This window comes from Aeromonas sp. QDB31 (genome assembly GCF_027707605.1).
GTDB classification, from domain to species: domain Bacteria; phylum Pseudomonadota; class Gammaproteobacteria; order Enterobacterales; family Aeromonadaceae; genus Aeromonas; species Aeromonas media.
Genome location: NZ_JAPCIX010000010.1, coordinates 115,786 through 138,350, shown reverse-complemented (window position 1 = coordinate 138,350; position 22,565 = coordinate 115,786). Strand labels below are relative to the sequence as shown.

Genomic DNA, 22,565 nt, shown 5'->3' with positions numbered 1-22,565 from the left:
GCAAATCATTAATGTGGAAGGCTTTACCCGCCCCGGCCCCTGCTTTAGGCTAAGGCGACTTCTCATGAACGGAAACGTGCGCCATGTTGCAACGCCTGCTCTGTCTGATGCTCTATCTCAGCCTGCTCCCCTTCTCCTCTGTCCAGGCCGATGATGCCGTCACCCAGGTGGAAGAGTTGCTGCAAAGCGTCCCCAAGACCGACAGCCTCGAAAACCAGCAGCTGCGGGAGAGCTATCAGCAGGCACTGCAGTATGCCCGGGACGCCCAGCGCTATCGGGAACAGGGCAAGGCCTATCAGCAGATCCTCATCGACTACCCCAAGGAGTCCGCTCGCCTCAAGGAGAGCCTGCACAACTATCAACCCCAGCCCCGTCCACCCCTCTCCTCCCTAAAAGAAGAGACGTTGCGCCAGGCCATCAGCCTCAGCAGCAACCGCCAGATCAACCTGCGCAAGGAGCGCCAGGCCGTGACCGACAGCCTCAACCAGCTGGAGAGCACGGGCCAGGAGTATCATGTGCGGGTCGATGAGCTGCGCAAGCAGCTGTTGCAGACCCGCTCCCAGCTCGATCGCCTGAGCTTCAGCAACGAGTCGGACAGGCTGCAGGAGGCCCAGCAACTGGCCACCCGTCTCAAGGAGCAGAGCCTCTCTGACCGGATCCAGATGCTGGAACTGGAGCAGCTCTCCGCCCAGCAGCGCAACGATCTCGGCAAGCTGAAGCTGCAGGAGCTCAACCTCGCCATCACCGACGAGGACGAGTGGCAGAACAGCCTGCTCGCCCAGCAAAACCAGTTGCGGCGAGAAAAGACGGTGCAGGCGTTGGCCGAGAGCGAGCGGCTGCGCAGGCAGCTCACCTCGGATCTGCCCCTGCTGCAGGAGCAGCAACAGCAGAACCAGGCGCTATCCCTGCAACTGGGTGCCCTGGAGGATCAGATAGAGCGGGTACAGGACGAGCAGCGCGGCGTCGACACCTCCCTGTCAGGACTGAACGATCTGGTCAACTCGGTGCGCGAACAACTGGAATGGTTGCAGATAAGCAACGCCTACGGCGAAAACCTGCGCAGCAAGCTGGCCGATCTGCCGGCCTACTTCCCGCTGGAGAAACTGGAGTCCGACATCGTCAAGGCGCGCATGGCGAAATACCAGTACGAGACCGAGCAGGATGCCCTCAAGGATCCCGCGCAGATCCGCAACGAGCTGCTCAGCGGGGATGAGATCACCCTGGACAGGGCCCAGCGTGCCGTGCTCGACAACCTGCTCAAGGCCAGGCGACAACTGCTGACCCGGCTCAACGACGCCTCGGATACCCTGATTCAGGAGCAGACCCGGCTCAAGCTGCTCTACAGCCGCCAGAACAGCAAGATCGACGAGATCCGCGAGATCAGCGCCAGCCACCTGTTCTGGATGCCGGATGTGCGCCCGCTCACCCCGGCCGTCCTGCTCGGTGTGCCCACCGCCCTGAGCCTGCTGCTCGATCCCGTCAACTGGCTGCAACTGCCCAGGGCCATCGTGGAGAACAACCCCATGACCCTGACCCTGGCCGGGCTCGGTCTGCTGGTGCTTGCCTGGTGCTGGGCCAAGCTGGGACGCCATCTGGTGCAATACAGTCACTACATAGCCCCCCGCATCGGCAAGGTGACCCAGGACAAGTTCAGCCTCACCAGCCGGCTGCTGATGCGCTCCCTGCTCGCGGCCCTGCCGCTGCCCGCCATGGTGCTGATGATGCGCGGCCTGCTGGACGGCGCCTGGCAATACCCCTTCGCGGTGGCGGTGGCCCGCGGCCTTGGCGAGATCTGGTTTTTGCTGCTGGCGCTGCTGGTGGCCCGCCATCTCACCCTGGAGAAGGGGATCCTCATCCTCCATTTCCGCTGGCAGAAAGAGCGGGTCCAGAAGGTGTGGGGCCAGTTCCGCACCCTGCTGCTGGTGCTGATCCCGAGCTTCTTCGTGCAGGGCATGGCCAACAGTTATCAGGAGCACGCCTTCTACGACTCCCTCGGCCGGCTGGCCTTCATCGTCGGCGCCCTCTGGCTGCTGCTGTTCTTCGCCCGCCTCAACCGGGAGAAGCTGCCCCTCACCTGGGGCCAGGCCGACATGACCAAGCCACACCTGCTGCACCACTTCATCTGGAACAGCCTGATGCTGGCCCCCCTGCTGGCGGTACTGGGCACCCTGTTCGGCTACTTCTATACCTCCCGGATCCTGCTGCGCCAGCTGGAGCTGAGCCTGCTGGCTGGGCTCGGCTGCCTGCTCGTCTACTATCTGGCGCACCGCTGGATGCTGATCCAGCGCCGCCGCCTCGCCTTCGATCGTGCCAAGAGCAAGCGGGCCGAGATCCTGGCCCAGCGGGAACGAGAGGATGACGACTTGAGCTCCGAGATCCCGGACGTGGTGGAGGAGCCTGAGCTGGATCTGGACACCATCAGCGCCCAGTCCCTCGGCCTGGTGCGCACCCTGCTGATGCTGGGCTTCACCATGCTGGTACTGGTGCAATGGTCGGATCTCAACTCGGCGTTCAGCTTCCTCAGCAGCATTGAGGTGTGGCAGGTGAGCAGCAAGGTGGCTGGCATAGAGCAACTCTCCGCCATTACCCTGCAGGATCTGATGCTGACCGCCTTCGCCTTCATCCTGACGGTGGTCACCGCCCGCAACCTGCCGGGGCTGATGGAGCTCACCCTGCTCCAGCACCTGAGCCTCTCCCCCGGTACCGGCTTCGCCCTGACCACGGTCAGCAAGTATCTGGTGATCCTCATCGGCGCCCTCACCGGCTTCTCCATGCTCGGCATCGACTGGTCCAAGACCCAGTGGCTGGTGGCGGCGCTCTCGGTGGGTCTGGGCTTCGGTCTGCAGGAGATCTTCGCGAACTTCGTCTCCGGCCTCATCATCTTGTTCGAGAAGCCGATCCGGCTCGGCGACACCGTCACCATTCGCGATCTGACCGGCACTGTCACCAAGATCAAGACCCGCGCCACCACTATCGTGGACTGGGACAGGAAGGAGATCATCGTCCCCAACAAGGCCTTCATCACCGAGCAGTTCATCAACTGGTCGCTGTCTGATGCCATCACCCGGGTCAAGCTGCGCATTCGCATCGGTCTGACCCAGGAACCCAAACGGGTACAACAGTTGCTGGAACAGTGCGTGCAGGAGTCCACTCTGGTGCTGGATACCCCGACCCCCGAGGTGTTCCTGATCGAATTCACCGACTCGGCCCTCATCTACGAGATCCGGCTCTATGTGAACAACATGGACCACAGAATGCCGATCACCCATGAGGTGCACTCGCTGATCCTGGAGAAACTCAACCAGCTCGGCATGCATCTGCCCCACCAGCAGATCGATATCAGGATGAGCCGAGGCTGATGGCTCCCTCCCCTTCATAAGGGGAAGGGTGGGGTTCTAGCTCACTCATCCCCCAATGACGACAACAGGAGCAGCGAATGCAGATCATTGCCCATCGCGGTGCCAGCAAACTGGCACCGGAGAACACCCTCAAAGCGATGGAGATAGCCATCGCACTCGGAGTCGGCGCCATCGAGCTCGACGTACAGTGGGCAGACGGCGAGCTCTGGGTCTTCCACGACCGACGGCTGGAGCGTTGCACCGACGGCCATGGGGTGCTGACAGAGCAGTCCCGGGACTATCTGGCGAGCCTGGATGCGGGGGACGGGGAGCGGATCCCGACCCTGTGGCAGGTGATGAGCCTGATTGCGGGGCGCTGCGAGCTGCACATCGAGCTCAAGGGGGCGCACACCGCCGAGCCGGTGGCGGCCCTGACCAGGCGGGCCGAGGCGGAGCTTGGCTTCACCCCGCCCCACTGGGTCGTCTCCTCGTTTCACCATCCCGAGCTGGCGCACTTCGCCCGGCTGAGGCCGGAGCTGCGCCTCGGCGCCCTGACCGCCAGCCTGCCGCTGCACGGCGCCCGCTTCGCCGAAGAGTTGGGGGCCTGGTCCCTGAACTGCGACGTGGATTTTGTCGACGCCGGACTGGTGGCGGATGCCCATCGCCGAGGGTTAAAGGTATTGGTCTATACGGTCGACGAGGTGAGTGATGGGGATGCCCTCGCAGCCATGGGGGTCGATGGCATCTTTACCAACCGGCCAGATCGATTCAGCTGAGTATTAGCACGCCCTGGCAGGCCATCAGGAGGTGAAAAAAGATCGAAAATTTTCTGTGCACCGGGATACATAAAGTCCACTTTCAGCCGATACAGAGTTGGCTCATAACAATAACAAACACCACACAGATCTCAGACTGACGCTCACAAGGATGTAAACATGAACCTATCCATCAAGAACAAGCTGGTCCTCGCCATCGGGGCCATCATCCTGGTCATCACCGGCCTGCAGGTCTGGTACAACACCACCCAGCTGCGCAGCGAAACCCAGCGGCTGATCTGGAGTTTCATCGATGACAGCTCCATCGCCAACGTGAAGGGCATCTCCCGCTGGCTCGATGCCCGCATCAACCTGGTCACCGCCACCAAGGAGGCCTTCACCAAGGAGGACGAGCCCCTCAGTCACCTGGCCCAGTCCATGAACGCGGGCAACTTCGACCTGGTCTATGTGGGCACCAAGGATGGCCGGATGATCCAGAGCAAGCCCACCGATCTGCCGGCCGGCTATGATCCGCGCCAGCGCCCCTGGTACAAGGACGCCACGGCGGCCGGCAAACTCGCCATCACGGCCCCCTACGCCGACATCACCACGGGCCAGCTAATCATCACCATCGCCGAGCCTTTCAGCCGTGGCAACACCGACGGGGTCATCGCCGGTGACGTCTCCATCGACGGTCTGGTGCGGGACGTGCTGGCCATGAACTCGGAAGGCACCTACGCCATCCTGGTGGACAGCAACGGCACCATCATCGCCCACCCGGACAAGGCGCTGGCCCTCAAACCCGCCACCGCCCTCTCTCCCGAGCTGACGGCGGCCAAGGTCAACGAGCTGGCCCATGACAACACCATCTCCGAGATGATGATCAGCGGCAAGGCCAGCGTGTTCGATCTCACCGAGATCCCCAACACCAACTGGTATTTCGGCATAGTGGTGGATGAAGCGGTCGCCTACCAGTCCGTCTCCCGCATGGTCACCTCCGCCCTGCTGCAGGGCCTGCTGACCATCCTCATCGTGGCCGGCTTCTCCTACGTGGCCATCAACAGTTCCCTGGCCCCACTGAAAACCCTGGGCGAGGCGATTGCCGATCTCTCCCGCGGCAATGGCGATTTGACCCGTCGCATCAAGATCGAGCGGGAAGATGAAGTCGGTACCGTCGCCAAACACGTCAACACCTTCATTGAGCGCATCCACGTGATGGTGCAGGACATCTCCAACTCCTCCGGACAGCTCAACCAGCAGGCCAGGTCCTCCCACGACATGGCGGAGAAATCCAACCAGGGGCTGGCCCGCCAGCAGAACGAGATCTCCCAGATTGCGACCGCGGTGCACGAGATGTCCGCCACCGCCGTCGAGGTCGCCAGCAATGCCGAGCAGACCGCAGAGGCGGCCCGCAGCTCCTCCAGCAGTTGCGAGCACGGCAAGCAGGTGATCGCGCGCAACCAGCGCTCCATCACGGATCTCGCCACCCAGGTCAAGCAGGCCTCCGGCATCATCCAGGAGCTGGAGAAGAACGCCCAGGAGATCAACACCATCCTCTCCACCATTCAGGGCATCGCCGAGCAGACCAACCTGCTGGCGCTCAACGCCGCCATCGAAGCCGCCCGGGCCGGTGAGCAGGGTCGCGGCTTCGCCGTGGTCGCCGACGAGGTGCGAGTGCTGTCACAACGTACCCACAGCTCCACCGTCGAGATCCGCAGCATGATCGAGACCCTGCAGCGCAACACTCAGGGCGCCGTCAGCACCATGCACGAGGGTCAACTGCTGGCCCAGAACAGTGTGGAAGATGCGAACGACGCCACCCAGGCCCTGGAGCAGATCACCACCTCCATCAACCAGATCTCCGACATGGCGACCCAGATCTCCAGTGCCGCCGAGGAGCAACGGGCGGTGACCGACGAGGTCAGCCGCAACATCCAGGCGGTCAAGGACGTCTCGGACGAGCTGGCGGTGGATGCGGACAGTTCACGCAACCTCTCGGCTCAACTTAAAAATATTTCAGGTGAGCTCAACAATCAGGTCGGCATGTTCCGCATCTGATCGAACCAATCAAAAGGGGCCGTCCAGGCCCCTTTTTTATATAAACCCTTTTTGTTTCAATGGTTATAATTCCCCTTCGACACAGAACACTCTGTGATCAGCCTCTCCATTCGAATATCCTTCTGACACAGATGATGCCTGCCACGGCTATATTCGCATTACTTTTTTGATGTCTTTTCATCGGCCGCAAACATGATAATAGTTATCATTAAACATTTCTGATAAAAAACTTAAAAACTTTATGGGTAATACCTAAAAAGAGAGGCATTTCTCATTTTTTTGAAAGAAAACTACGTACAATCTTGGGGTTAAAATCACTCGAGTAGCGAGTACGGCTGATCCAGATCACTGATGGATGGCGATAATGACGGCATTTTCATCCAAGGAATGGGGTGGTTGTAATAAAAATCACCGTTGCCAAGCACTAAAACAAAGCAGTTTGACTTGCATCAAGCCTGAATTTTTTTCATAGAGCAAAATCGTGCCCAGCAAATCTATCCCTAAGGAGGCAGATGTGGATATTATCAAGACCGATGTTGCCATCATCGGTGCCGGTGGCGGTGGCCTGCGTGCCGCAATCGCCATTGCAGAAGCCCACCCGGAGCTGGAAATCGCCCTGATTTCCAAGGTCTATCCGATGCGCAGCCACACCGTGGCCGCCGAAGGTGGCGCCGCAGGTGTCGTGCGTGATGACGACTCCCTCGAAAACCACTTCAACGACACCGTCTCCGGTGGTGACTGGTTGTGTGAGCAGGACGTAGTCGAATACTTCGTCAACAACGCCACCAACGAAATGATCCAGCTGGAGCACTGGGGTTGCCCCTGGAGCCGCAAGCCGGATGGCAAGGCCAACGTCCGCCGTTTCGGCGGGATGAAGATCCCGCGCACCTGGTTCGCCGCAGACAAGTCCGGTTTCCACATTCTGCACACCCTGTTCCAGACCTCCATCAAGTACCCGACCATCAAGCGCTACGATGAGCACTTCTGTCTGGACCTGATCGTCGAAGATGGCCGCGTGCAAGGCGTGCTGACCTTCGATATCCAGAACGGCATCACCCGCTTCATCCAGGCCAAGTCCGTGGTGCTGGCTACCGGCGGTGCCGGTCGCGTTTACCGCTACAACACCAACGGTGGCATCGTCACCGGTGACGGCATGGCGCTGGCCTACCGTCACGGCGTACCGCTGCGTGACATGGAATTCGTCCAGTATCACCCGACCGGTCTGCCGGGCACCGGCATCCTGATGACCGAAGGTTGTCGTGGTGAGGGTGGCATCCTGCTCAACAAGGATGGCTATCGCTACCTGCAAGACTACGGCCTGGGCCCGGAAACCCCGGTCGGCCAGCCGAAGAACAAACACATGGAGCTGGGTCCGCGCGATCGTCTCTCCCAGGCATTCTGGCAGGAGCAGCAGAAAGGCCGCGTGATCCAGGGCCCGATGGGCGACGTGGTTCACCTCGACCTGCGCCACCTCGGCGAGAAGTACCTCAAAGAGCGTCTGCCCTTCATCTGCGAACTGGCCAAGGCCTACGTGGGTGTGGATCCGGTCAAGGAGCCAATCCCGGTCCGTCCGACTGCCCACTACACCATGGGTGGCATCGAAACTGACGGCAAGTGCGCCACCCGCATGCCCGGCCTCTACGCCGCTGGCGAGTGTGCCTCCGTTGGCCTGCACGGTGCCAACCGTCTGGGCTCCAACTCCCTGTCCGAGATCGTGGTCTTCGGCAAGGTGGCCGGTGAACAGGCAGCCGAATTCGCGGCGACCCAGCAGCACGGCAACACCGAAGCGCTGGCCGCCAAGGCCGAGGCGCTGATCAAGCAGCACCTCTCGCTGATGGACATCGACGGGACCGAAAACCCGGCCGACATCCGCAACGAACTGGGCATGTCCATGGAAGCTGGCGTCGGTATCTACCGTACCGAAGAGCTGATGCAGGGCACCATCGACAAGATCAACGAGCTCAAAGCCCGTTACAAGAAGATCAAGATCAACGACAAGTCCTCGGTCTTCAACACCGATCTGCTGTACGCCATCGAACTGGGCTACATGCTGGACGTGGCCGAAGCCATGGCGCACTCCGCCATCAACCGTAAAGAGTCTCGTGGTTCCCACCAGCGTCTGGACGGTTATGAGGAGCGTGATGACGTGAATTTCCTCAAGCACACTCTCTCCTTCTATGCACCGGAAGGGGCCCCGACCATCGATTACTCCGATGTGAAGATCACTAAATCCCAACCGGCGAAGCGTGTGTACGGTTCCGAGGGTGAGAAACAAGACGAGGCTAAGAAGAATGGCTGAGATGATCGAAATTGAAATCCTGCGCTACCGTCCCGAGCAGGATAACGAGCCCTGGATGCAGACCTTCCAGGTGCCTTACCTGAAAGAGATGTCCCTGCTGGATGCGCTGCAGTACATCAAGGATCAGCTGGACTCCACCCTGAGCTTCCGCTGGTCCTGCCGGATGGCGATCTGCGGCTCCTGCGGCATGATGGTCAATGGCATTCCGAAGCTGGGTTGCAAGACCTTCCTGCGGGACTACCTGCCGGGCAAGATGAAAATCGAGCCGCTCAACAACTTCCCGATCGAGCGCGACTTGGTGGTCGACATGTCCGATTTCATCGAGAAGCTGGAGAGCATCAAGCCCTACATCATCCCGAGCGAACCGCGCAGCCTGTGCGACGGCGAGTACACCCAGACTCCGGCCGACATGGCGAAATATCACCAGTTCTCCATGTGCATCAACTGTGGTCTGTGCTACGCCGCCTGCCCGCAGTATGGCATCAACAAGAAGTTCACCGGCCCGGCGGCCCTGGCGCTGGCTTATCGCTACAACGCCGACAACCGCGACAGCGCGTCCAAAGAGCGGATGAAGATCATCAGCCAGGACGAGGGCGTCTGGGGTTGTACCTTCGTGGGTTATTGCTCCGATGTCTGCCCCAAGGGTGTGGATCCGGCCGCAGCCATCCAGCTTGGCAAGGTCGAGAGCGCCAAGGACTACATGATCGCCATGTTCAAGCCGGATTGAGGAGTGAGACCATGAACAACACAGAGAGCAAACGTAAGCCTTACGTGCGCGAAATGAAGAAAGACTGGTGGCTGAAGAATGCCTTCTACACCGGTTACATGATCCGCGAAGGCACCAGCATCTTCGTCTCCATCTATGCCGTCGTGCTGATGTGGGGTCTGTTGCGGCTGGTGCAGGGTCAGGAAGCGTTCAACGGCTGGCTGGAATCCCTGCAAAGCCCGGTCGCCATCCTGTTCCACGTCATCGCGCTGGCAGCCTGCCTGTTCCACGCCAAGACCTGGTTCGCCCTGGCCCCCAAGGCCATGCGTATCTTCCGTGGTGAAGACCTGGTGCCGGAGAAGCCTATCGTCATCGCCCAGTATGTGGCGCTGGCGGTGGTATCCCTGCTGATCCTGATCATCGTGGCTTGAGGAGATTAATGATGAGACGTTCTGACGAGCCCATTTACTGGGGACTGTTTGGTGCCGGTGGCATGGTTGTCGCCATGCTGCTGCCGGTGATTGTCCTCATTACTGGTCTGCTGGTGCCCATGGGCATCATGGACGTGGAGACCATGAGCTACGAACGCGCACTCGAGTTCGCCAGCTCCTGGTGGGGTGCCTGCATCCTGCTGGTGATCATCGCCCTGCCGATCTGGCACGGCATGCACCGCATCTACCACGGCCTGCATGATCTCGGGATCCACACCACCAAGCTGCACCACTACGTGTTCTATGGCTTCGCCTTCCTGGTGTCAGCCATCACCGTCGGTCTGCTGATGGTGCTGGTACTCCAGTAATCCTTTAGTTGCCAGCAACAGATGATAAAACCGGGCCCAGTGCCCGGTTTTTGTTTGGTTGATGGTTGGCGCGCGGCGCGTTGTCTGGCTGCGTATTGCTCAAGGAAGCGGCGCTGACTCCGGCCACAGGGCCCGCAGGGGCGCCGGCATGGCGCCGAGGCGAAGCAGCGGGGTCTGGTGCCACTGCGCCAGTTTTTGCAGCGCCTTCTCCAGATCCTGCGCCAGGCTGGCGGTCACCCTGACCCCTGGCTCCAGATAGAGGCTCTTGACCTCGAACACCCCCTCCTTGCGATGGGCCTTGGCATCCAGGCGCCCCACCAGCTTGCCTCGGCGCAGCAGAGGCAGCACGAAGTAGCCGTACTGGCGTTTGGGGGCCGGGGTGTAGCACTCGATGCGGTAGTCAAAGCCAAACAGTTCGCTGGCTCGCTTGCGATCCCACACCAGGGGATCGAAGGGTGAGAGCACGGCGGTGTGGGTCGCCTTGAGGCTGCCTGCCTGGGCCCGGGTCAGCTCATCGGAGAGCGATGCGTGCACGAAGGCACCGTGCTGCCAGCCCTCCACCCGCACCGGCAACAGCTCCCCCTCGTCCGCCAGCTGATGGAGCAGGACATCGTATTTGCCGCGCTTGAGCCGGTAGTAATCCGCCACCCAGCCGGTCTTGACCAGCCCCAGCGCCCGGCAGCTGGCACGCACCATGTCCCGCTGGGCGAGCTCAGGGCTCGGCAGATCCCGCCCGTCGTCCCACTCGGGCATGACCCGCTCGGCGAGATCGTAGACCCGCTGGAAGTTGCGCCGCTCGCGCACCATCAGCTGACCCGCGGTGAACAGCACCTCCAGGTGGCGCTTCTCGGGCTTCCAGTCCCACCAGCCGTTGCCGCCCCCCTTGCGTTCGCCTCTTTCGTTTCCAATATCGGCTGCCCGCACCGGGCCCTCCCGGCGGATGCGCTCGACTATCTGCGCAATCTCGCCGCCGTGGGTCTTGAGCCACTGGGCGGAGAACTTCCAGCCCATGGCGGCGGGATCCAGCATGCGATGGCGCAGCAGCCGGTAATCCTCCCGGGGGACGAAGCAGGCCTCGTGGGCCCAGTATTCGAAGAGCGCCCCCTCGGCCAGCAACTGCTCCAGCCAGCGCGGATCGTAGTGGCCGAGCCGGCTGAACAGCACCAGATAGGGGCTGCGGGCCACCACCGAGATGGTGTCTATCTGCAGCAGCGCCATGCGGCGGATGCAGTCAAGCAGATCGGAGGGGCCGGCCTTGGCGCGGCGCGGGGTCAGCAGCCCCTGGGCGGCGAGTTGCAGGTGGCGGGCGTCTTGCAATGACAAATGGGGGATCGACATGAAAATAGGGGCATCCGTTCCTGAGTGTCAGGTCACCAGCATGCCCAAGCCGCCGCCAAATGAAAATGCCCCGTTCAGGGTTTGGTGAACACGGCCACATCGGTGTGGGGGAAGCAGAGGTCCGCCTGCCAGCGGGCAGCCAGGGCGCGGAACGACGCCTCGGCAAAGAAGACGATGTGGGTCGGATCGTGGCGATAACGCCAGCTCTTGAAGCGCTCGTCACCCAGCACCCGCTGGGTCTGCAACACCAACACGCCGCCGGGGTTGAGGCAGGCCCAGAGCCCGTCCAGCACGGCGCGGGGGGCGGCCAGGTGCTCTATCACCTCGGTGCTGGTGATGAAATCGTAGCGACGAGTGAGCAGCTCGGGCTGGTCGGCATAGAACTTGTCGTAACCCGCCATATCAAAGCCCGCCTCCCGCCCCATGGCGATGAGGGCAGGCCCGGGACCGCAGCCGAAATCGAGGCCACAGGCAGGAGGGCTCACCCGGGAGAGCACCTCGCCGAAGGCCCGCATCAGAAAGCCGCGATAACGGGGATCATCCACCCGGTTGTCATGCCCGTCATAGACCGCCTTCTCGGCCGCATCGTCCAGATGATCCGCCTCATCCAGCCAGACCAGCTCGCAGTCCAGACAACGGTGATAGCGCTTGCCTGCCACCGACAGGGGGTAACTGTGGCGAGCCGAGCAGAGGGGGCAGCTGACGCTTGATGACATGACGGATCCTCCTGGGTAACAGCCGCGCAGATTGCCTGCCCGCCGCCTTGCTGACAACTTTTTTTGCGCCTTAAGGGTTTCTTAAGTTTGCCCTTTTACTCTCAACCCATCGCAAGAGAAGGAGCCAACCATGACCATCGAGATCCAAGCCCCCTACAGGTTGATCCTGGCCGAATCCCCGCAGCAGGTCATGGCGCTGCAAACTTATATCCAGGCCGCCTACACCCTCGAATTCAACGCCCGCATTCCCCATTTTCTGCCCTGTCTGCTCGGGCTCTACCGGGCCGATGGGGTGCTGGTCGGCGCCTGTGGCCTCAACCAGGCCTGCAACGGCGAGGGCGAGCAACCCCTCTATCTAGAGCAGTATCTGGAGCAACCCATCGAGGCCGCCATCGAAACCCGCCTCGGGGTAAGACCGGCCCGCAGCCGCATCATCGAAGTGGGCAACCTCGCCTGCAGCGAGCCGGGCAATGCCCGCCTGATGTTTGCCGCCCTGTGCCGCCTGCTGTGTGACAACGCCCTCGATTACGTGGTGTTCACCGGCACCGCCAAACTGCGCAACAGCTTTGCCCGGCTGCGTCTCAACCCGGTGGAGCTGGCCCCCGCCCAGGCCCACCAGGTGGGGGAAGACGCCAGTGCCTGGGGAGAGTACTACCGCTGCCAACCCAAGGTGATGGCCGGGGACATCAACCAGGGGCGCGAGGTGCTCGCCCAGAGCAGCCTGCTGCTCAACCTGTTGGGGCCCATGCCCATGCTTTTTAGCCACGCCGACAATGACAAGAGGTGCGCTCAATGAGCCTGTTTGACGCCATCGCCCGCCACGCCAGCCTGACGCCGCGACAACCGGCACTGCAAGGCAGCCAGGGTTCGTTGGATTACCAGAACCTGTGGCAGCAGATCCAGCACCTGGCCGACCGCTTGCAGCAAGCCGGCATTCGCCGCCTGGCCCTGCAGCTCGACAACGGTCTGCCCTGGGCGCTGCTCGATCTGGCCTGCACCCGGGCCGGTATCGTGGTCATTCCGGTTCCCCACTTCTTCAGCCCGGCGCAGCAGTCCTGGCTGCTGGAGAGCAGCGGAGCCGACGCCCTGGTGGGACCCGAACATGAGGGCTGGCAGGCCGCAGCCCCCCTCATCCTGATGACGGGCACCGCCGACGAACAGGATCTGCCCCTGTGGCGACGCACCCCGCTCGCGCCTCCGGCCCTGCCGGACGGCACAGCCAAGATCACCTATACCTCGGGCACCACGGGCCAGCCCAAGGGGGTCTGCCTGTCCCTTGCCCAGATGATGGCAGTCTGCGAATCCCTAGCCCTAAGGGTCGCCCCGGCCGGAGTTGAACAGCACCTGACCCTGCTGCCCCTGGCCACCCTGCTGGAGAATCTGACCGGTCTGTACGTGCCACTGCTCACCGGCGCCTGCAGCCGCATCCCCTCGCTCGGCGAGCTGGGTTTCACCGGCTCCAGCACCCTCGACCCGGCCATGCTGGGCCAGGCCCTGGCACGCTGGCCCAGCCACAGCCTGGTGCTGGTACCCGAACTGCTGCGCCTGCTGCTGGCGCTGTGCGCCAACACCCCGGCCCTGGCCGAACGGCTCAAGGGGCTTCGCTTCGTCGCCGTCGGTGGCGGCAAGGTCGCCCCCGAGTTCATCGCCCATGCCCGCGCGCTGGGGCTGCCAGTCTATGAGGGCTATGGCCTGTCGGAGTGCGGTTCGGTCGTGGCGCTCAACGGCCCGGACGATGACCGTCCGGGCAGCGTCGGCCGCCCCCTGCCCCACTGCCAGGTGACGATCGCCGCCGACGGCGAAGTCATGGTGAGCGGCAGCGCCATGCTCGGCTATCTGGGGGAAGAGGGCGCTGCGGCCAGCCAGATCGCCACAGGGGATCTGGGTCACCTGGACGCAGAAGGCTACCTGCACATCACGGGGCGCAAGAAGAACGTGCAGATCACCGCCTTTGGCCGCAACTTTTCGCCGGAGTGGGTGGAGGCCCAGGCCCAGCTCTGCCCGGCCATCGTCCGCATCGTGATCTTCGGTGACGGCCAGCCCGCCAACGTCGCCCTCATCCAGCCGCTGCCGGGCACCCAGTGCCAGTTGGCCGAGCAGATTGCCCGGCTCAACCAGCAGTTGCCCGATTACGCCCGCATCCATCACTGGCTGCCGGTGGCGCTGGATCAGCACCCCGGCCTGCTGACGGCTAACGGCCGCCCCCGTCGCAACGAGATTTATCACCACTTTTCCCGGCAGATCGACCAATGCCTGACTCAAGGCCTCACAGGAGAATCCTCATGAGTTTCTACCAGACCCTGCAACACGCCACCGCCGCCGAGCGCGAGCACCTGTTCAATGCCCCCATCATCGAGGCCTGCCGCCGCGGCGACATCAGCCGGGAGACCTACCTCGCCTTTCTGGCAGAGGCTTACTACCACGTGCGCCACACGGTGCCGCTCCTGATGGCCACCGGCGGCAAGCTGGGACAGGAGTATGAGTGGGTGCGCGGCGCCATCCGGGAGTACATCGACGAGGAGTACGGCCACCAGGAGTGGATCCTCAATGACATCCGCGCTTGCGGCGGTGACGCCGAGGCGGTGCGCCATGGCCGACCCGGTCAACCCATCGAGCTGATGGTGGCCTTCCTCTACGACCAGATCCAGCGCGGCAACCCCATGGGCTTCTTCGGCATGGTGCAGGTGCTGGAAGGCACCAGCGTCGCCATCGCCCTGACGGTGGCGGACCAGCTCAAGAGCGGCCTCGGTCTGCCACCCCAGGCGATGAGCTACCTCAGCTCTCACGGCGCCCTGGATCAGGAGCACCTCAAGTTCTTCGAATCCCTGATGAACCGGGTGGAAGACGCCGCCGATCAGGCCGCCATCATTCACGCCGCCAAGGTGGTCTACCGCCTCTATGGCGACATGCTCCATCAGCTCACGGGATCCTCTGCCAATGAAGCTTGAAGGGAAACGCATACTGCTCACCGGCGCCAGCGGCGGCATAGGGGAAGCCCTGGCCCTGGAGCTGGCGGCCCAGGGGGCGCATCTGCTGCTGCACGGACGCCGGGCCAGCGCACTGGAACGGCTGCGCAAGGAGCTGCCCCACCCGGAGCGCCATCAGACGGTGACCGCCGATCTGGGCTCGCCCCAGGAGCGGGCCCGGTTGTTGCAGCACCCGGCGCTGGATGACGGGCTGGACGTGCTGATCAACAGCGCGGGCTGCAACCAGTTCGCCTGGCTGGAGGATCAGAGCAGCGAGCAGGTGACGCGCCAACTGCTGCTCAACGTCGAGGCTCCCATCCAGCTCACCCGCGCCCTGCTGCCGAGGCTGCGCAAGCCCGCAGTCATCATGAACATAGGCTCCAGCCTCGGGGCCATCGGCTATGCCGGTTACAGCGTTTATTGCGCCAGCAAGTTTGCCCTGCGGGGCTTTAGCGAGGCGCTGGGCCGGGAACTGGAGGGCTCCGGCATCAAGGTGCTGCACTTTGCCCCCCGCGCCACCCGCACCCACCTCAACTCCGAGGCGGCCTACGCCATGAATGCCGAGCTCGGCACCCACACCGACAGCCCTCAGGACGTCGCCGAGGAGGCCGTCATCGCCCTGTGCAACGAGACACGCCGCAGCTGGCTCGGCTGGCCGGAGAAGCTGTTCGTGCGGCTCAACGGCCTGCTGCCCGCCCTGGTCGACAAGGCGCTCGCCAGACAACTGCCCGTCATCGAGCGCCATGCCCGCCGCCCAGCCCACCCGGCCACCGATCACGGGGACAACCCCGCCTGTGCCACGCACGAGAAGGAACATTGAGATGAAACACGCCACTTTCCGCCCCCGATTTGGCCACAGCGTCCTGCTGCTTGCCCTCGCCAGCAGCCTGGTTCAGGCCGCAGATGCCCTGCCCACCATTCAACAGCAGTGGGCCCACTGCCAGTACCAGCAGACCGGCAAGGCCAAGGAGAGCTGCCTGGCGACCCTGAGTGCCCAGGCGGATCAGGCCAGTGCCAAGGAGGCCTTTCGCACCGATCTGCTGATCTGGTCCGCCATCGTCAAGAGCACCTGGGCCGGCGCCAAGGGCGGCCTCGGGGCCCTCAGCCTGGTGAAAGAGGCCAAGGCCAAGCTGGAGATCGCCATCAAGCAGGATCCCAAGGCGCTGGAGGGCTCCGCCTACACCAGCCTGGGCTCGCTCTACTACCAGGTGCCGGGCTGGCCGGTCGGATTTGGGGATGACGACAAGGCCGAGCAGCTGCTCAAGCAGGCACTCACCATCAATCCTACCGGCATCGATCCCAACTTCTTCTACGGCGATTTCCTGCTGGAACAGGGGGACAAGGCGAAGGCGAAGATCTATCTGGACAAGGCCCTGGCCGCCCCGGCCAGACCGGGCCGCGAGGTGGCGGACGAAGGGCGCAAGACGGAAATCCGCGAGCGTCTCGCCAAGCTATAAACACAAGCATATCAGTGCGCTATTTAAACTCTGCCCACCAACTTGCATACTGGTGGGCAGCGTCATTTGAGGGGAAAAAACAATGCGGATCCTGTTGGTGGAAGATGACATGATGCTGGGGGATGGCATGGTGGATGCCCTGCGCAGCAGCGGCTACACGGTGGACTGGCTGCAGCAGGGGCTGCCCGCCCTGTCGGCGCTCAAGAGCGAGGAGTTTGCCGCCCTCATCCTGGACCTCAATCTGCCGGACATCGACGGCATCAGCCTGCTACGCAAGCTGCGCCGGGAGGGACAGACGCTGCCGGTGCTCATCCTCACCGCCCGTGATGCCCTGGACGACCGGGTGCTGGGGCTGGACGCGGGCTCCGACGACTACATGGTGAAACCCTTCGCCCTGCAGGAGCTCAACGCCCGCCTGCGCGCCCTGGTGCGCCGCAGCAAGGGGCAGGCCCAGGCGGTGCTGGAGTATGGCGATATCCTCATCTACCCCGAATCCCAGCAGGTCACCTATCAGGGGGAGGTGGTCAGACTGACCCCCCACGAATACAAGCTGCTGCAGGAGCTCATCAGCCAGAGCGGCCGGGTGCTGAGCCGTGATCAGCTGCAGCAGAGCCTCTATGGCTGGGATGAGGGAGCCGAAAGCAATGCGGTGGAGGTACACATTCACCACCTGCGCAAGAAGTTCTTCCCCGAGCTCATCCGCAACATCCGCGGCGTCGGCTACATTGTGCCGCAGCCAGATACCCCGGGCACCAGAGGGATATCCAGCCAATGAGTCGCGTCCGCTCCATCCGTCGCTTCCTGCTCTCCGGCATCCTGGCCCTGGTCAGTCTCAGCCTGGCCGTCAGCGGCCTCATCGGCTATCTGGAAGCCAACCACGAGATGGAAGAGCTGTTCGATGCCCGTCTCGCCCAGTCCGCCCGCATCACCAACCAGCTGCTCAGCCGTTATCTGAAGCAGCGCGGCGAGCTGCCCAGCAACGGCGCCGTCTACCAGGAGTGGGAGCAGGCCGTGCCCGACACCTTTCATCAGGAGAAGCGCAGCTTCAGCCAGCTTGGGCGGGACAACGAGTTCACCCCCTACGGCCACGAGTTCGAACACAACCTCTACTTCCAGCTGCTGAGCGAGCAGGGCATCATACTGCTGCGTTCACCCAATGCGCCGGAGCAGCCCCTGACCACCCTGGAACGCGGCTTCAACAGCGAGACCAAGGATCACCACGAGTGGCGCACCTTCACCCTCTACAACGAAAATGAGCACACCTGGCTCATCGTGGCGGAGCGGGATGACGAGCGAGGGGAGCTGGCCAGCAAGATGGCCACCCTGACCATGCTGCCGCTCTTCATCACCCTGCCCTTCCTGCTCGTCCTGCTCTGGTGGCTGGTGCAACGTGGCCTGGCTCCGTTGCACCAGCTGACCCAGGCCATCGGCGAGCGCCATCCTGCCAACCTGAGCCCGCTCAACCTGGCCATCAAGGCCGAGGAGCTGACGCCGCTGGTGGCGGAGATCAATCGGCTGATGCACACCCTGGCGGACACCATAGAGCGGGAGAAACAGTTCACCAACGAGGCGGCCCACGAGCTGCGCACCCCGCTGGCGGTGCTGCGCATCCACAGCGAGAATGCCCTGGCGGCCGAGGATGATCTCAGCCGCGAACAGGCGCTGCGCAAGATGTTGCTGGCGCTCGATCGCAGCGACCGGCTGATCCGCCAGCTGCTGACCCAGGCCCGCATCGACAATCAGCAGGTACCGGCGCTCGGCAGGCTGGATCTGAGCCTGCTGTTGCAGGGCACCCTGGCCACCCTTGCCCCCATCGCCCTGAAGAAGGACCTGCAACTCTCCCTCGAGGGCGACGAGCATCTGCAGGTGATGGGACAGGCCATGTTGCTGGAGCTGATGTTTGGCAACCTCATCGACAATGCGCTGCGCTACACCCAGGTGGGCGGCGAGGTCGCCGTGGTGATCACTCAGGAGGGCAACAGGGTCAGGGTGGATGTGCGGGACAATGGCCCCGGCATTCCCACCGCCGCCCTGTCGCGCCTGTGCGAGCGCTTCTTTCGGGTCAACCCCCAGCAGGGGGATGGGGTGGGGCTTGGCATGGCCATAGTCCAGCGCATCGTCCAACTGCACGGCGCGGACCTCGACATCCACAACCGGCCCGAGGGGGGCCTTGAGGTGAGCGTGCTGCTGCCCGCCGCCCCCCGCCCGGCATAGAAGGCACAGGCCTCAGGGGAGAAAAAACGCGGGGCCTCGGGCCCCGCGTGCGATCCTCGCGCCTTTGGAATGACGCCTAGCCACAGCTCGGCTGCACCGTGAAGGTGCGGGCGGAGTCCACCGGCCCCAGCTCCGCCAGCAGACGACGACCGAGCAGCACGGGATAGATCATGTCGCTGCGATCCCGCAGGGTGAACCACTCCTTGTAGACCTTGTCACCGACACAGATGGACATGGTCACCGTGGGACGCTCCTCCATGCCGCCGGCACCGCGCACCGTCACGCTGCGCTCCACCGGCCGCTCCAGGGTCTGGCGCACCTCCTTGTCGGTGTTGGCATCGGTCAACGCCAGGGTGAAGCGCACCCAGGGCTTGCCGTCACGCTTGAAGTGGTGCAGCTCCCGCGCATCGAGGGACGAGGTGAGCGCCCCGGTATCCAGCTTCATCTTGACCGCGACGCCACTTGGCATGATCAGGCCCTTCTCGATCCAGCCATAGACGGTGGGGGCCGCCCAGACGCTCGATGAGAAGCAGAGGCTGGCCAACAACAACCAGCCGGCTTTGTGTGATACGGACAATGTGTTCTCCTCGTCGAAGCGGGCCCACGCTGGCCCTCTGCGCCAGAGTGGGCAGCACGCAGGCCTCTGTCAACTGGCAAACGTGGCGCAGGCGCCCAGAACCCCGGCCTCTGGCACTCACGGCATGGGGGATCCGACAGCAGTTGACTCTGGTGCAGGGGGAAAAAAGAGGGGAGAGAGAGGCCACGGCGAGGTGCTGGATGAAGCTGGTGGTCGACCTCAGGTTGTGACGCCAAAGGCTACCACAATGCTGAGCGAATTATCAGTCTTGTTCTGGCGGGATTTTTGCCTAGACTGTTGTAAACCGGAGGCCTTGAAAACCTGCGGTTTTTTTGTGCCTGCCGAAAATTTTGCCCACTGCAACAGTGACTTTCACAAGGCTCAATAAGGAATTTGCAATGCGTATCGAAGAAGACTTGAAGCTCGGTTTCAAGGATGTCCTGTTTCGTCCCAAGCGCTCTACCCTCAAGAGCCGTTCCCAAGTCAGCCTGACCCGTCAGTTCACCTTCAAGCACACCCGGACCCAGTGGCAGGGAGTGCCCGTCATCGCCGCCAACATGGACACCGTCGGCACCTTCGCCATTGCGCGCACTCTGGCCGGCTTCGAGATGATGACGGCGGTACACAAGCACTACAGCCTCGCCCAGTGGCAAACCTTCGTGAACGACACCGATCCTGCCCTGCTGGGCCATGTCATGGTCTCCACCGGCACCTCGGAAGAGGACTTCATCAAGACCCGCCAGATCCTCGCCATGTCCGAGGCGCTGCGCTTCATCTGCGTGGACGTGGCCAACGGCTACTCCCAGCACTTCGTCGAGTTCCTGCGCAAGATCCGTGAAGCCTGCCCGAACCACGTCATCCTGGCGGGCAACGTGGTCACCGGCGAGATGGTGGAGGAGCTGATCCTCTCCGGCGCCGACATCGTCAAGGTGGGCATAGGCCCGGGCTCGGTCTGCACCACCCGGGTCAAGACCGGCGTCGGCTACCCCCAGCTCTCCGCCATCATAGAGTGTGCCGATGCGGCCCACGGCCTCGGCGGCCAGATCGTCGGTGACGGCGGCTGCACCTGCCCGGGCGACGTGGCCAAGGCGTTTGGCGGCGGCGCCGACTTCGTGATGCTGGGGGGCATGCTGGCGGCCCACGAGGAGTGCGGCGGCGAAGTCGTCGACGTGGATGGCGAGCCCTTCATGAAGTTCTACGGCATGAGCTCTTCCAGTGCCATGGACAAGCACGCCGGCGGCGTCGCCGAATACCGTGCCTCCGAGGGCAAGACGGTGCTGCTGCCCTACCGCGGCCCGGTCGAGAACGCCGTGCGCGACATCCTCGGCGGTGTGCGTTCCACCTGCACCTATGTCGGCGCCAGCCAGCTGAAAGAGCTCACCAAGCGCACCACCTTCATCCGGGTGCGCGAGCAGGAGAACAACGTCTACGGCAAGGAGTAATCTGCCGCAGCCCCGTCACGCGCTGACGGTTAGAAGCCAGGCCACCGGTGTGCTACCCTGCGCACCGGTTTTTTTGCATCTGGACCCCTGACATGACCAGCCCCCTGCCCCCCTTCGACTGGGACATCTTCTGCACCGTGGTGGACAACTTCGGCGACATAGGCGTCACCTGGCGGCTGGCCCGCCAGCTGGAGCGGGAGGGGCATGGAGAGGTGCGGCTCTGGGTGGACGACCTGGCGAGCTTTGCCCGCATCTGTCCGGGGCTTAATCCCGCGCGGGATCGCCAGTGGGTTGAGGGGATTCACATCCAGCGCTGGCAAGGCCCCCTGCCAGCGGATGCCATCCCGGCCAGAGTGGTCATAGAGGCCTTCGCCTGCGAGCTGCCCGCCCCCTTTATCGAACGCATGGCCGAGCAGAGCCCGCCCCCCTGCTGGATCAATCTGGAGTATCTCTCGGCAGAGAGCTGGGTCGAGGATTGCCACGGCCTCGCCTCGCCGCAGCGGGTCGGCAAGCTGAGCCTCAATAAATACTTCTTCTTCCCGGGCTTCACGGCTAAGACCGGTGGCCTCTTGTGCGAGCGTGACCTCATCGCCGAACGGGAGCGGTGGCAGCAGGATGAGGCAGGCCTTGCCGCCTACTGGGCGAGCCTGGGGCTACCGCCCAGGGCGCAAGACGAGCTGCGGATAAGCCTCTTCACCTACGAGAGCGAGGCGCTGAAAAGCCTGGTCCAGTGCTGGAGCCAGGGCGCCACCCCGGTCACCCTGCTGCTGCCCATGGGGCGCGCCCTCCCCGACGTGCTCAGCGGCGCCGGTCTTGAGAGTGCCATCGGCACGGCCCAGGCGGGGGATCTGCTGCAATCGGGCCAGCTCGCCATCAAGCTGCTGCCGATGACGAGCCAGGCGGGCTACGATCGGCTGCTGTGGAGCTGCGATCTCAACCTGGTGCGCGGCGAAGACTCCTTCGTGCGGGCCCAGTGGGCAGCACGGCCCTTCCTGTGGCACATCTATCCCCAGGACGATCAGGCTCACATTGCCAAGCTGGATGATTTCCTCGACCACTATCTGGAGGCGCTGCCCGCCGATGGCGGCCAGTGGCTGCGCGCCTTCAATCATGCCCTCAACCATGGGCAAGATGTGCGCGAACTCTGGGCCCAATGGCCGCAATTCGGCACTATTTGGCAACAACATGCGCGAAGCTGGTCACAGAAGTTGCTTGCCGATGGGGATCTCGTCACTCGGCTGGTGAAATTTTTAGAAAGCCGTATATAATCTGGCAGTTTTTATCTGCCCGTATACGAACAGGAATTTTTACATGAAAACCGCACAGGAAATCCGCGCTGGTAACGTCGTCATGATCGGTACCGAGCCGATGGTGGTCCAGAAAGCCGAATTCAACAAATCCGGCCGTAACTCCGCCGTGGTCAAGATGAAGCTGAAAGGCCTGCTGAACGGCAGCGCCACCGAGACCGTATTCAAGGCCGACGACAAGCTGGAAGTCGTTCAGCTGGAGCGTAAAGAGTGCACCTACTCTTACTTCTCCGACCCCCTGTATGTCTTCATGGACACCGAGTACAACCAGTACGACGTCGAGAAAGACAACCTGGGTGACGCCCTGAACTACATGGTTGACGGCATGGAAGACATCTGCGAAGTGACTTTCTACAACGAGAAAGCCATCTCCGTAGAACTGCCGACCACCATCGTTCGCGAAGTCGAGTACACCGAGCCGGCCGCCCGTGGCGACACCTCCGGTAAAGTGACCAAGCCGGCCCGCCTGAAGGGCACCACCTACGAGCTGGCCGTTGCCGCCTTCGTAGAGATCGGCGACAAGATCGAAATCGATACCCGCACCGGTGAATTCAAGCGTCGCGTCAACTGATTTGACGGCTTCACGCCCGTGT

20 protein-coding genes are annotated in these 22,565 nt (G+C 62.9%); 17 read left to right on the top strand and 3 right to left on the bottom strand.

The window, feature by feature from the left end:
* Positions 1-83 precede the first annotated feature (83 nt).
* The 7 genes from mscM (at position 84) to frdD (ending at position 9,955) form a co-directional block, all read left to right on the top strand.
* Positions 84-3,359, top strand: a complete 3,276-nt coding sequence (mscM, locus tag PG898_RS12525; protein WP_270824228.1) for a miniconductance mechanosensitive channel MscM — start codon at positions 84-86, stop codon at positions 3,357-3,359.
* A gap of 77 nt (positions 3,360-3,436) precedes the next feature.
* Positions 3,437-4,114: a glycerophosphodiester phosphodiesterase gene (locus PG898_RS12520; protein WP_042649591.1), complete on the top strand. Its 678-nt coding sequence runs from the start codon at positions 3,437-3,439 to the stop codon at positions 4,112-4,114.
* 159 nt (positions 4,115-4,273) lie between these two features.
* A complete protein-coding gene (locus PG898_RS12515; protein ID WP_005329900.1) occupies positions 4,274-6,151 on the top strand; it encodes a methyl-accepting chemotaxis protein in 1,878 nt (625 codons plus the stop codon).
* Positions 6,152-6,665: 514 nt separating this feature from the next.
* Entirely contained in the window at positions 6,666-8,450 is a 1,785-nt protein-coding gene (gene frdA, locus PG898_RS12510) for a fumarate reductase (quinol) flavoprotein subunit (protein WP_042649592.1), read from the top strand.
* Positions 8,443-9,177, top strand: a complete 735-nt coding sequence (locus PG898_RS12505; RefSeq protein ID WP_005317203.1) for a succinate dehydrogenase/fumarate reductase iron-sulfur subunit — start codon at positions 8,443-8,445, stop codon at positions 9,175-9,177. The genes frdA and PG898_RS12505 overlap by 8 nt, the downstream gene beginning before the upstream one ends.
* A gap of 11 nt (positions 9,178-9,188) precedes the next feature.
* Positions 9,189-9,587: a fumarate reductase gene (locus PG898_RS12500; protein ID WP_041205215.1), complete on the top strand. Its 399-nt coding sequence runs from the start codon at positions 9,189-9,191 to the stop codon at positions 9,585-9,587.
* A gap of 11 nt (positions 9,588-9,598) precedes the next feature.
* Positions 9,599-9,955, top strand: coding sequence for a fumarate reductase subunit FrdD (gene frdD, locus PG898_RS12495; protein ID WP_041205216.1), 357 nt, complete (start codon positions 9,599-9,601; stop codon positions 9,953-9,955).
* Positions 9,956-10,054: 99 nt separating this feature from the next.
* On the opposite strand, the gene PG898_RS12490 is transcribed toward frdD, so the two are convergent.
* Together PG898_RS12490 and PG898_RS12485 are read right to left on the bottom strand one after the other, a co-directional pair.
* A complete protein-coding gene (locus PG898_RS12490; protein ID WP_270824229.1) occupies positions 10,055-11,293 on the bottom strand; it encodes a winged helix-turn-helix domain-containing protein in 1,239 nt (412 codons plus the stop codon).
* Positions 11,294-11,367: 74 nt separating this feature from the next.
* Complete coding sequence (locus PG898_RS12485; RefSeq protein WP_042649594.1) at positions 11,368-12,009, bottom strand: class I SAM-dependent methyltransferase; 642 nt, start codon at positions 12,007-12,009, stop codon at positions 11,368-11,370.
* A 130-nt stretch (positions 12,010-12,139) separates the two neighbouring features.
* On the opposite strand from PG898_RS12485, the gene PG898_RS12480 reads away from it, so the two are divergent.
* The 7 genes from PG898_RS12480 (at position 12,140) to PG898_RS12450 (ending at position 18,646) form a co-directional block, all read left to right on the top strand.
* A complete protein-coding gene (locus PG898_RS12480; RefSeq protein ID WP_042649595.1) occupies positions 12,140-12,805 on the top strand; it encodes a thermostable hemolysin in 666 nt (221 codons plus the stop codon).
* Positions 12,802-14,295 carry an AMP-dependent synthetase/ligase gene (locus tag PG898_RS12475; RefSeq protein ID WP_226171862.1) on the top strand — a complete coding sequence of 498 codons (1,494 nt, stop codon included), beginning with the start codon at positions 12,802-12,804 and terminating at the stop codon, positions 14,293-14,295. Before PG898_RS12480 ends, PG898_RS12475 begins: the two co-directional genes overlap by 4 nt.
* Positions 14,292-14,957: a TenA family transcriptional regulator gene (locus PG898_RS12470; protein ID WP_182788093.1), complete on the top strand. Its 666-nt coding sequence runs from the start codon at positions 14,292-14,294 to the stop codon at positions 14,955-14,957. Before PG898_RS12475 ends, PG898_RS12470 begins: the two co-directional genes overlap by 4 nt.
* Positions 14,947-15,795 (top strand): SDR family oxidoreductase, encoded by an 849-nt coding sequence (locus PG898_RS12465; protein WP_270824230.1) that lies wholly within the window; start codon positions 14,947-14,949, stop codon positions 15,793-15,795. The genes PG898_RS12470 and PG898_RS12465 overlap by 11 nt, the downstream gene beginning before the upstream one ends.
* Position 15,796: 1 nt before the next feature.
* The gene (locus PG898_RS12460) at positions 15,797-16,432 is read left to right on the top strand and encodes a tetratricopeptide repeat protein (RefSeq protein ID WP_270824231.1); all 636 of its coding nucleotides are present in this window, start codon (positions 15,797-15,799) and stop codon (positions 16,430-16,432) included.
* 82 nt (positions 16,433-16,514) lie between these two features.
* Positions 16,515-17,207, top strand: a complete 693-nt coding sequence (locus PG898_RS12455; RefSeq protein ID WP_270824232.1) for a response regulator — start codon at positions 16,515-16,517, stop codon at positions 17,205-17,207.
* Positions 17,204-18,646, top strand: coding sequence for an ATP-binding protein (locus PG898_RS12450; protein ID WP_270824233.1), 1,443 nt, complete (start codon positions 17,204-17,206; stop codon positions 18,644-18,646). The genes PG898_RS12455 and PG898_RS12450 overlap by 4 nt, the downstream gene beginning before the upstream one ends.
* A gap of 76 nt (positions 18,647-18,722) precedes the next feature.
* Here the strand turns inward: PG898_RS12450 and rloA3 are convergent, their stop codons facing one another.
* A complete protein-coding gene (rloA3, locus tag PG898_RS12445) occupies positions 18,723-19,196 on the bottom strand; it encodes a retropepsin-like aspartic peptidase RloA3 (protein WP_442865811.1) in 474 nt (157 codons plus the stop codon).
* 425 nt (positions 19,197-19,621) lie between these two features.
* On the opposite strand from rloA3, the gene PG898_RS12440 reads away from it, so the two are divergent.
* The 3 genes from PG898_RS12440 (at position 19,622) to efp (ending at position 22,543) form a co-directional block, all read left to right on the top strand.
* Positions 19,622-20,665, top strand: a complete 1,044-nt coding sequence (locus PG898_RS12440; protein WP_270824234.1) for a GMP reductase — start codon at positions 19,622-19,624, stop codon at positions 20,663-20,665.
* Between the two features lie 92 nt (positions 20,666-20,757).
* A complete protein-coding gene (gene earP, locus PG898_RS12435) occupies positions 20,758-21,933 on the top strand; it encodes an elongation factor P maturation arginine rhamnosyltransferase EarP (RefSeq protein ID WP_270824235.1) in 1,176 nt (391 codons plus the stop codon).
* Positions 21,934-21,976: 43 nt separating this feature from the next.
* A complete protein-coding gene (gene efp, locus PG898_RS12430; RefSeq protein WP_011707002.1) occupies positions 21,977-22,543 on the top strand; it encodes an elongation factor P in 567 nt (188 codons plus the stop codon).
* Positions 22,544-22,565 lie beyond the last annotated feature (22 nt).